This is a genomic window from Microbacterium sp. As-52 (assembly GCF_049949185.1).
Lineage (GTDB): Bacteria > Actinomycetota > Actinomycetes > Actinomycetales > Microbacteriaceae > Microbacterium > Microbacterium maritypicum_A.
This window is the reverse complement of record NZ_CP188171.1, coordinates 1639392-1650846: the sequence shown is the minus strand read 5'-3', so window position 1 is coordinate 1650846 and position 11455 is coordinate 1639392. Positions and strand designations below refer to the sequence as shown.

Here is an 11455-nt window from a genome sequence, read left to right as displayed (position 1 = left end):
AAGCGATGAATGGGGAGACAGTCATGGCGTTTCGTGTTGCCCGCAAGGACCGCACATCCGATGGCCTTCCGTCCGAGCGGCGCAGCCGCTGGCGGGGCCGCGCGAGAAAGCTGATCGGCGGCGCCGTGAGCACGGCGCTCGTCGCCTCGTCGATGGTCTTCATCGGCGGGACGCTGACGGCAGCGCCGGCAGCTGCGGCTGATCCGTTCCTCTGCACCCCCGGAGCGGTGTACGTGCAGAGCGCGACCGAGGTGCGCGAGTTCGTCGTGAACGAGCAGGGCGGTGCCCCCGGCGAAGGGGGAACGCTCGGTGCCACGACCCTCGGCGTCGACCACTCCAACAACGCCCTGGGCATCTCGTCCAGCGGCCAGTACGCCTACACGGTCACCAACGCCGCCGGAAGCAAGGTGCTGGCCAAGCACGACCGTGTGACCGACGTCACCACGCGCACGTCGTTCACCCTCAACTCGTCGGTGCTGCGTGGCGCCGTGCACCCCGACACGGGCGTCTACTACTTCGCCAGCGGCACGATCAACGGCGCGATCAACATCTACGCGTGGGAGGAGAACCTCACGCCGCAGACCTACGTGCAGGTCGGAACCCTCCGCCCGACCGCCGGCAGCAGCGCGTTCGGCGCCAACGGCGACATGGCCTTCAGCGCCTCGGGTCAGCTCGTCCTGGTCGCGGACAACTTCATCTACTCCGCCGACCTGCCCGCCACGGTCACGCCGAGCACGGCCACCATCGAGGCCAAGCAGGTGCACGACATGGGTGCCGGTGTGCAGGGCAACGGCATCGCGTTCGGAAACCTCGGACACATCTTCGTCTCCGCGTCCGGTGGCGGAAACCGCATCATCGAGGTCGACCTACCCCGCGGGCAGACCGTCAACACCACGTCGCTCGGGTCCTTCGCTCCCACCGACATGTCCAGCTGCACCTTCCCGAACACCCTCACGCTGAAGAAGGACCTCCCCGCGGGGCGCCACTCGGCCACCGACCAGTTCGCGCTGCGCGTGCAGTCGCCCGCCGGCTACCAGGTCGCGCAGACCGACGCCACCACGCGCGGAGAGCGCACGGGCCTGCAGCCCGATTACGCGGGCCCGGTCTTCACCAACCAGGGCGACACCTTCCGCCTGTCCGAGGCGGCATCCGGCACGACGGATCGCACCCGGTACGCGGAGTCGCTGGACTGCGTGCAGGTGAACCCCAACGGGACCACGACCCCGGTGGCGGTGACCGCCTCGGGCGAGGTGACGCAGCCGTCGGGCTCGCGCGGCACCGACGTCACGTGCACGTTCACGAACGTGCGACTCGTGCCCGGCCTCGCTCTGCGCAAGACGTCCGATCCCGCCGACGGCCTCGCCGTGCAGGCCGGCCAGCGCCTCACGTACACGGTCGAGGCCGAGAACACCGGGAACACGGTCCTCGACCCCGTGCAGGTGAACGACGACCTCTCCGGCGTGCTCGCGTTCGCCGAGTACCAGGGTGATGTCGTCACCAAGATCGACGGCACGCCCGTGGCGTCTGGGGCCGCCACCGTCACGGGTGACGACCTCGCCTGGACAGGTGCGCTCGAGCCCGGTCAGGTGCTCACCCTGACCTACTCGGTCATCGTCGACGCCGGCGTCGAGGGTGAGCGGATCGCCAACAGCGTCACCGCCTCGGGCACCCCGCCCGGCACGCTCCCTCCGCCCGTCACCCCGCCCGTGACCACCGAGCACCCCGTCGCGGGCTTCACCGTCGCCAAGACCTCCACCCCCGCAGCGGGAACGGTCGTGGAGCCGGGGCAGGTCATCGAGTACACGGTGACCGGGACCAACACGGGGGCGACCACGCTGAACCCCGCGTCGATCGCCGACGACCTGTCCGGTGTGCTCGCGCACGCCGCCTACAACTCCGACATCGCGACCTCGGTCGCCGGCACGCCCCTCACCACGGGCGCCGCCACCATCACCGGTGACGACCTCGCCTGGACCGGCGCGCTCGCCCCCGGGCAGGCTGTGACCATCACGTACTCCGTGACCGTGGATGCGGACGCTTCGGGAGCGATCCTGAAGAACTCCGTCACCGGCACCGCGACGCCGACCACGCCGAAGCCCGGTGATCCCGAGGGGCCGGAGGTGCCGGGCGAGCCGATCGTCCCGCCGACCGTCACCACCGAGCACCCGGTCATCGGGTCGGGCTTCACGATCAGCAAGTCCGCCGATCCCGCGTCGGGCACGGCGGTCTCGGCCGGCGACACGGTCACGTACACGATCACCGGCACCAACACCGGTGATACCGACCTCGACCCGGCCCGCATCGTCGACGACCTCTCGGGTGTGCTCGACGACGCCGGCTACAACGACGACGTCACCGCCGACCGCGGCTCCGTCACCGTCACCGGCAGCACGCTGACCTGGTCGGGTGAGGTGCCCCGCGGAGCCTCCGTCACGATCCGCTACTCGGTGACCGTCGACGCGGGTGTCCAGAAGGCGCTGCTGCACAACGTCGCCACCGGCACCGCCACGCCGCAGATCCCCGTCGACCCGACCGACCCCGCCGGTCCCTCGACCCCGGGAACGCCGATCGTCCCGCCGGCGGTGGAGACGAACCACCCGGTCGTGGACACCGGCTTCGAGGTCGTGAAGTCCGCTGACCCGGCCTCCGGTACCGCCGTGCGTGCGGGTGACACGATCACCTACACGATCTCGGGTGTCAACACGGGCAACACGACGCTCGATCCGGCGACGATCGTCGACGACCTGTCGGCCGTGCTCGCGCACGCCCGGTACGGTGACGACGCGACCGCTTCGACCGGCGCGATCGCCCTCGACGGCACCACCCTGACCTGGAAGGGGACGCTCGCTCCCGGCGCTCGGGTCGAGATCACCTATACGGTCACGGTCGACGAGGATGCCACCGGTGTGCTGCTGCGCAACACCGTCACGGGTGAGGGCACACCCCTCATTCCGGTCGACCCGACGGACCCGGGCAGCCCGACCACACCGGGAACCCCGGTGACGACGCCCCCGTCGACGACGGAGCACCCGGTCGCCACCCCCGGATTCACGGTGACCAAGTCGGCCGATCCCGTCACCGGGACGCGCGTCGATCCCGGCAGCGTCATCACCTACACGGTCACCGGCACCAACACGGGTGACACCGTGCTCGACCCGGCTTCGATCGCCGACGACCTGCGCGGTGCGCTGGCCCACGCGTCGTACAACGACGACGTGACCGCCACCCGCGGGGACGTGAGCGTGGCTCGCGGGGCCCTGTCCTGGAGCGGAATGCTGCGCCCGGGTCAGGACGTCGTCATCGTCTACTCGGTGACGGTCGATCCGACCGCCGGTGGCGAGACGGTCGCCAACACGGCGACGGGCACGGCGACTCCGCTGATCCCGACCGATCCGAGCGACCCCGACAGCCCGACGACCCCGGGCACGCCGATCACCCCGCCGCCCTCGACGACGGAGCACCCGGTCAACGCACCCGGCTTCACGTTCGCCAAGACGGCCGATCCGGCACCGGGCACCGCCGTGGACCCCGGTGACGTGCTCACCTATACGCTGACGGCCGTCAACACCGGTCAGACCGCCCTCGACCCGGTCGAGATCACGGATGACCTGTCGAAGGTGCTGCCGTACGCGTCGTACAACTCCGATGCCGTGGCCGTGATCGGCGGACAGCCCGCCGGTGCGGTGTCCGTCGCCGGAGTGAAGCTCCGCTGGTCGGGCGCGCTCGCGGTCGGCCAGACCGTCACCGTCACGTACTCCGTCACGGTCGGGGCGGACGGCGTGGGATCCGTGCTCGAGAACAGTGCGAGCGCGACCGCCACTCCGCCGGGTGGCTCGGTCATCACCCCGCCGCCCGGCATCACGACGAACGTCGTCAACGTGCCCGGATTCTCGGTGTCGAAGAGCGCCGATCCGGCGGCGGGCACCGCGGTCGACCCCGGCAGTGTCATCACCTACACGGTGACCGGCGTGAACACCGGCGAGACGATCCTCGACCCGGTCACGATCGTCGACGACCTCTCGGGAGTGGTCTCGCACGCCGACTACAACGGCGACGCGACCGCCAGGATCGGCACCACCGCGGCGACCGCCCCTGTGGTGACCGGTGACCGGCTGTCGTGGGATGGTGTCCTCCCCGTCGGTGCGACCGTCACGATCACGTACTCCGTGACCGTGCAGGCCGACGCCGGGGGAACGGTTCTCGCGAATTCGGTCTCGGGCTCGGCGACCCCGCCGGGAGGTGTGCCGCCGATCGAGACGCCTCCCGCGACGACGGAGCATCCGGTGAACGAGCCCGGCTTCGAGGTGCGCAAGTCGGCCGACCCCTCCTCGGGAACCCGAGTCGACCCCGGCAGCGTCATCACCTACACGGTGACCGGCGTGAACACCGGTGAGACCGCACTGGCGCCTGTGAGCATCAGCGACGACCTGTCGGGCGTGCTCGCCCACGCCGCCTACAACGGCGACGCCACCGCGACGGTGGTCGACGGGTCAGCCCCGGCTCCTGTCGTGGACGGCGACGCGCTCACCTGGACGGGCGCTCTCGCCGTGGGCCAGCGCGTCACGATCACGTACTCGGTCACCGTGAACGGCGACGCGGGCGGTGCGACGATCGCGAACACGGTCTCCGGTACCGCCACCCCGCCGGGTGGTGCGGTGATCACGCCTCCGCCCGTCACGACGGAGAACCCTGTCGGCACCCCCGGCTTCGCGTTCGTCAAGACCGCCGATCCCGGAACCGGTACGGCCGTCGCCACGGGAAGCGTCGTCACGTACACGCTCGTCGGCACGAACACCGGCGAGACGGGCCTCGACGAGGTCGTCATCACGGATGATCTCTCCGGAGTGCTGCGGCACGCAGACCTCCGCGCCGGCGCGACCGCCGTCGTGGGCGACGGCACGGCATCCGCACGCACGGTGGCCGCTCCCACGGTGGAAGGCACGCAGTTGCGCTGGTCCGGCAGCCTCGCCGAGGGCGAGAGCGTCACGATCACGTACTCCGTGACCGTGCACGCCGACGCCGCCGGAGCGAATCTGCGCAACGTGGCCGTGGGGACGGCCACGCCTCCCGGTGGCGAGACGATCACTCCGCCGACGAGCGTGACCGAGAACCCGGTGCTCACGCCGCTCGCTCTCACCGGCGGCCTGCTGGCCCCGTGGGTGCTGGCTCTCGCGATCGCGCTGCTGCTCGGCGGTGCCGTGCTGCTGATCGTGCGTCGTCGCCGGGCGCAGGTCTAGCGGACACGGGAAAGGCCTCGTCCGTCGCATGCGACGGGCGAGGCCTTCCGCGTTCCCGCGGGACCGCGGGTCACTCCGCGAGCAGGCCGTGGCGCGCCGCCTGCTCCATCGCCTCGGCGCGGTTGTGGGCGCCGAGCTTGCGATAGATGCTGCGGAGCTGGGTCTTGAGCGTGTTCTGCGAGACGCGGAGCTCGTCGGCGATCGCCGGCAGCGGCGCTCCCGACGTCAGGGCGCGCAGCACGATCTGCTCGCGGGATGACAGTCGTGGCCGGGTCGCGAACGACGGCAGCGCCGATCGCAGCGGGAAGGTCGCCCGACCGGTGGGGTCGAGATCGGATCGCACGGCGCCGAAGTCCTCGGCGCCCAGGAGCACGAGCGGGGTGGTGAGTCCCCGGTCGGTGAGCTGGGCGTTCAGGGCCTCGCTCGACGGCTGCGCGGCCGCAGCGGACACCCGGTGCAGTGCGGCGCTGTGCACGGCCGCTGCTTCGGCGCGCTCTCGGGCGGTGGACGGGCGCAGGCGGGTCTGCCCCAGAAGCCGGACCACGTCGGCGGTCCTGCCGTCGACGAGTGCCAGACGCGCCCGTTTGAGGACCGTGCCGAAACGGTCGGGAAGCGTATCCCGCTGCACGATGTTCCTGGCGGTGCTCACATCACCGAGGGCGAGGTGCAGGAGCGTCCTCGGGCGCGACAGGGCGTGGCGCACGTGAGGTGCACTCGCCTCTTTTCCCCGGAGACGGACGAACGACTCCAGGCGCTCCAGTCCGGCAGCGGCCTCACCCTCGTGCAGAGCGATCCATGCCTCCACGGAGGCCATCGTCGTCCAGTGCTCGCTCGTCGCCCGGTACGGTTCGAAGAAGCGGATGTGCCGCTTCGCCGCGGCGATGTCGCCGTCCTCGACCGCGAGCATCGCCTCGGCCACCCGGTAGTAGGTGCCCCGATAGCTGTCGAGGAGCACCGGGTCCCATTCGCCGTCGCGGATGAGACCGACATAATGACGCGCCTCCGGCAGATCCCCGTTCAGGGCGTGGACCCCGGCGAGGAGGCATATCCCGTGGAAGGTGTTGGTGCTCCCGTGCGCCGCGGCCAGGGCGGTGGCCTCCTCCCACAGCCGGATGGCCTCCTCCTGCTCTCCGCCGTAATAGAGCGAGATGCCCAGATGGGTGCACAGCAGCGGCATGTCGCGGGCGTACTGCTGCCACTGCGATTCGGGGGTCTCGTGGAACAGCGCCAGTGCGCGCGCCGCCACCTGGGCTGCCCGCTCCGGTCGACCGATGGCTCGCAGCGACGCGCTCTCGGCCGCCCAGATGAAGATCCGCTCTGTGGCCGAGAGCGTCGTGCGGCGGGCGTTCGCCGCCGCCACCGCCATGCGCAGCAGCTGGAGCCCGCGCTGGCGTCGGAGCCGGTTGGGTTTGAGGCACATCCCGAGCAGCATGGCCACGAGGGGCTCCCGCTTGAGCCGCGCCACGGGCACATCCCCGAGCAGCTCGACCACCGCATTCCGATCACGGTGGAGCAGCCGGTTCCATCCCGACATCGTGACGTGCGTCGCGAGGCGCAGGTCGTCGTCTTCCAGGGCGAGGCGGAGTCCCTCGAGCGGGAGGTCGCGGCGCACCGCACCTTCTGCCGCGACGCGCCGCAGCTGGGGGATCTCGTGCGGAGCGACCCGGCGGAGCTCGCGGCGCAGCATGCCTCGCGTGAGCGGCGTCAGGGCGAAGGCGCTGCGCCCGTCGGCGGCCCAGCGACCGAAGCCGAACGTCTCGGCCTGGTCCAGGGCTCTGGGGATCTCGGCGTCACCCGTCAGCGCCACCGCGAGCGGAACGTCGACCGACTCCGTGACGCTGATCCGCAACAGGCCCTGCAGGGTCTGCCGATCGAAGGCGCATTCGGCGAGCCGATCCTGCAGGTAGTCCTCGATCACGGTGGCGGCGGCGCGCAACGACACCGCGTCCGTTCCGGCGCCCCGGAGGGCCAGCGCACGGATGAGAGCGGGGAACCCTCCCGTCGCTTCGCGCGTGGCGATGGCCGTGTCTTCGTCGACGTCGAGCGCCCGGCGGATCTCCTCGGCGTCGAACATGAGCTCTTCGGGGGCCAGGAGCGTCGTGTCGATCACGAGGTCGAGGCCCTCGCTGTCGAAGGGGCTGGGGCGGTTCGTGGCGACGATCAGGCGGGTCAGCGGGGTGGTGGCGACGGCTCGACACAGTGCGAACACGCCCTCGCGGTCGATGGCGGCCGCATCATCGAGCACCACGACCAGTGGACCGTCCACGTCGCACAGACGCGAGGTCACGGCGGCCCAGCCGTCTTCCGCGGCGGCGGAGTGCGCGGGAGCCGTGCCCGGCAGTACCCGCAGCAGCGCGCGGGCGAGGGCGTCGCCGGTCGCGATGGAAGGCGTCACGGTGATCCACACGACACGTGAGGTGGTCGCGGCCGCCCAATCGACGAGCGCGGTGGTCTTGCCCGACCCCGATGCCGACCGGACCAGCGTCAACGGCGTCTCGGTCTCGAGCGCGGCGATCAGTCGTGGACGACTGATGGCGTGCGCCGATACTCGCGGTATGTGTCCGTCCCCCTGCGCGACAAATGCCGACACCGTACCTCCCCAGGTCCCCACCCCTACGATATTCCGAAATCTCAGAGGGGCAAGCCAGAGGGGCAAGCCAGAGGGGCAAGCCAAGGGGAGGGAGTTCCGGCGATACCCGGGGGAGGGATGCCGGACTCTGCGCCGTCCGGTCGCGTCAGTGGTCGGCCGACCGACGCCACGGAGCCGTGAGCCGTGACCAGAATCTCGGAGTCGACGTGGTCTCGTCGGGCGCAGGCAGGGCCACGGCGAACTGCACGATCTCTTCCGCACCATGATGCACGACGCGGTACAGCGCGGTGCCGATGAGCACACCGAGGGCGATCGACATGACCGAGACGAGGGCCGCGACGAAGTCGGTGAGTCCGCCGTCGGTGGCGACCGCCTCGGTGAGTCCGACCAGACCGGCCGCTCCGGGGACGAGCAGCCAGAACGCCGGCAGGAACGTGAGCTGCGACGGCGCCCCGTGCCGGAGCCCCGCTATCCAGAAGACGACGGGGGTCATCACGAGCGCGCCGACGAAACCTCCGACCGTGGGGCCGACGAACTCGTTGCCTGCCCACTGCCCCGAATACGCGACGACCAGGGCGATCAGTACCCAGCCGAAGGTCGAGGGCGGCGCCGAGAAATGCAGATAGTTGCCGAGCGCGAAGACGAGGATTCCGATGATCGCCACCCACCACGGCAGGGGGGAGGTGGCCTCCAACGGTTCGTACGATCGCGACTCCACTCCCACCACGGTGCCGGCGGCGAGGATGCCGAAGGCCAGGAGGGCCAGCTGCACGAAGCCGTAGACCAGGCGGGAGGCGCCGGAGATCATCTGTCCGGCCGCCAGCTCGACCGTCGCCGTGGTCAGCACGCCGCCGGGGAGGAACGTCACCAGCGGCGCGATGAGAAGACGGATCGGATCGCCGATCTCGATCACCTCGGCCAGGAGGAAGACCGCCGCCGCACACACGAACGCGGCGGCGATGGGCAGGATCAGCTGGAGTGTCGGCGACCGCACCAGCTTGAGCAGCCCGATACCGAAGCCGAGCACGAACGCGACGATCACGCCCTGCCAGGTCGGCGCGAGCAGCAGGGCGAGCCCGGTGGTGAGGATGGCGTGACCCAGGGTGCGCGTGAACCAGTCGAGCCGCGGGCGCATGGCTCCGATCTCGTTCAGCCGTCTGATGCCGTCGAGTGGCGGGATCGCCCCCGTCCGCGCCTGGCCGATCAGTTCGTACAGCGCGGCGATCTGATCGAAGCGGAAAGAGGCGTTCGTGGCGGAGCGGATCGCGACGCGGGCTTCCTCCGACTCCCCGGTCTCGACGAGGATGATCGTCGGCAGGACGACGAAGTCGGCGTCACCGCCGCCGTAGGCCTTCGCGACGTCGGACATCGTGTCGCGGATGCGGTCGACCGATTCGGCCGAGGCGTTCATGCCCTGCGCCAACCCGAGCAGGAACTGTCGCAGTGCGGTCCGGTCGACGCCGTCGGTCATGTCGTGGACGACCGCTCAGCTCACGTGAACAGGAACGAGAGCGGCACGCCCACGATGATCGCCACGGCCACGTAGATGAGGTTCGGCAGTTGGAACGAGTGGTCGAAGACGAACTTGCCCATCTTGGTGGTTCCCGTCTGGTCGAACGCCACGGTCGCGACCTGGCTGCCGTTGGCCGGCAGCGTGTAGATGCCCATCGCCGCCGGCCAGAGCCCCACCAGGAGCGAGGCGGGCAGGCCGATCGTGATGCCGATCGGCACGATCGCGTTCGTGGCGCTCGACTGGCTGGTCGTGAGCATCGCGACCGCGAACAGCGCCAGCGCGAACAGCAGCGCGCCGAGGAAAGCCGAAGACCCGGAGACCACCGAGCCGAGTCCGTCGACGATGAGGGTCTGGTTCGCGGCGACGAACGTGTTCGCCAGCCAGGCGATGCCGAAGAGCGCGATGGCGCCGACGATGCCGGCGGGGAACGTGGGCTGCTTGGGCACGTCGGCCGCCTTCACCTTGCAGAAGACGAAGATCAGGGCGGCGATGATGCCCATCACGACCTCGATGATCACGGTGACGCTGAGTCGAACCGGGTCGCCGGCGTCGTCGGTGCCGATGACCGGACGCAGATTCTCGAACAGGCCGAAGAGCACGATCACGCCGACGCCGGCCAGGAACAGCGAGGCGGAGAGGACGGCGGTCGACGGCAGCTTCTTCTCGTGGGCGTCGGTCTCCGGCGGCTTGATCTGGTGGTCGGCCAGGCGCCTCTGGAACTCGGGGTCGTCCTCCAGGTCCTTGCCGTGACGCATCATGACGAGTGCGGCGACGAAGAGCCCGACGATCGAGGCCGGCCACATGATGAGCAGCAGCCCGCCGAGGTCGACTCCCTGAGGGGCGAGCAGCACCACCATCGAGGCGGTGGCTGCGGAGACGGGGGAGCACAGGATGCCGACCTGCGAGGCGACGGCGGAGACCGAGAGCGCCCGCTCCGGACGGATCTTCTGCTGATACGAGACGTCGTAGATGACGGGCAGCAACGGGTAGAAGATGTTCCCCGTTCCGGCGCCCACCGTGAAGAGGAACGACATCGCCGGGGCGAGGAAGACCACGGATCTCGGCCTGCGTCTGATCACCTTCGCCGCGACCGACACCATCCAGTCGATGCCGCCGGCGGCTTGCATGGTCGATGCGGCGGTGATGACGGTGATGACGATGAAGACCGCATCGACCGGCGCATTGCCGGGCGCCTCGCCGAAGAAGAAGATGAGGACGGCCACGCCGACCAGCCCCCACACGCCGAGCCCGATCCCGCTCGTGCGGGTGCCCATGTAGATGGCGCCGATGACGACGATCAGCTCGGCGACGAGGATCCACACGTTGTCGTTCATGACGACGGTCCCTTCACGATCGGGGCGTTCCCGGCGAGCACCGTCGTGGGGAGTTCGGTCTCGACGATCTTGCCGTCGATGGCTTCGACGCGCAGGGCGAGGGCGTCCTCCACGGGGCTGACCGCGGTCACGAAGGTGGAGTTCGCGAAGTGCAGGGACTGGAGGTTGCCGACCGCGTACCCGGTGGAGAGCTCGCCGCTCAGCAGAGAGGCGTGGAACAGCGGACGGCGCTGGTCCTCGGCGTCGTAGTGCGGGCAGAAGCTGCCGTGCAGGAACCCGAGTCCCTCGGGAAGGACCTGCAGGGTGGGACCGTAGCTGTCGGTGGTGCCGCCTTCGAACCAGCAGATGCCCCCGGCGCTGCCTCCGGTGAACACCACATTCGAGTCGGGGTCCTCCCACATCTCGCGCATGATCTCGTCGAGGCCCTGCCGCTTCCACACGTCGAGCATGTTCGCGGTGTTCCCGCCGCCGACGTGGATCACGTCGAAGCCCTTGACGAAGCCGGCGAGGTCGTCGACCGCGCGGTGGAAGAGCGGCAGGTGGTGTGGCGCGCACCTGTCGGAGTCGTAGGTGGAGTAGAAGCTCACGATGTACGCGCTGTCGTCACCCGTGGCCGTGCCGACGAAGAGGACGCGGGGTCGCTCCTTGCCGGTGAGCTCGAGGATGTAATCGTGCGTCGGGTCGTTCCGACGCTCCATCATGGCCTTCCCGGCCCCTGTTGCCACCACGTGAGACATGCCCCCACCTCTCCGACGACTGCGAATGCGCTCAACCTAGCGGG

At 70.0% G+C, this 11455-nt stretch carries 5 protein-coding genes; 1 reads left to right on the top strand and 4 read right to left on the bottom strand.

The genetic code is table 11. The features are described from left to right. The first annotated feature begins 23 nt into the window (after positions 1-23). The gene (locus ACLFA2_RS07865) at positions 24-5237 is read left to right on the top strand and encodes a beta strand repeat-containing protein (RefSeq protein ID WP_426622350.1); all 5214 of its coding nucleotides are present in this window, start codon (positions 24-26) and stop codon (positions 5235-5237) included. A 70-nt stretch (positions 5238-5307) separates the two neighbouring features. Here the strand turns inward: ACLFA2_RS07865 and ACLFA2_RS07860 are convergent, their stop codons facing one another. The 4 genes from ACLFA2_RS07860 to ACLFA2_RS07845 all read right to left on the bottom strand — a co-directional run bounded on the left by ACLFA2_RS07860 (position 5308) and on the right by ACLFA2_RS07845 (position 11411). Then, on the bottom strand, positions 5308-7827 hold the full coding sequence (locus ACLFA2_RS07860; RefSeq protein ID WP_426622349.1) for a LuxR C-terminal-related transcriptional regulator: 2520 nt from the start codon (positions 7825-7827) through the stop codon (positions 5308-5310). 145 nt (positions 7828-7972) lie between these two features. After that, positions 7973-9298: a threonine/serine ThrE exporter family protein gene (locus ACLFA2_RS07855; protein ID WP_426622348.1), complete on the bottom strand. Its 1326-nt coding sequence runs from the start codon at positions 9296-9298 to the stop codon at positions 7973-7975. 20 nt (positions 9299-9318) lie between these two features. After that, on the bottom strand, positions 9319-10674 hold the full coding sequence (locus ACLFA2_RS07850) for an anaerobic C4-dicarboxylate transporter family protein (RefSeq protein WP_021200189.1): 1356 nt from the start codon (positions 10672-10674) through the stop codon (positions 9319-9321). Next, the gene (locus ACLFA2_RS07845) at positions 10671-11411 is read right to left on the bottom strand and encodes a peptidase E (RefSeq protein WP_167256378.1); all 741 of its coding nucleotides are present in this window, start codon (positions 11409-11411) and stop codon (positions 10671-10673) included. Before ACLFA2_RS07845 ends, ACLFA2_RS07850 begins: the two co-directional genes overlap by 4 nt. Between the last annotated feature and the right edge of the window lie 44 nt (positions 11412-11455).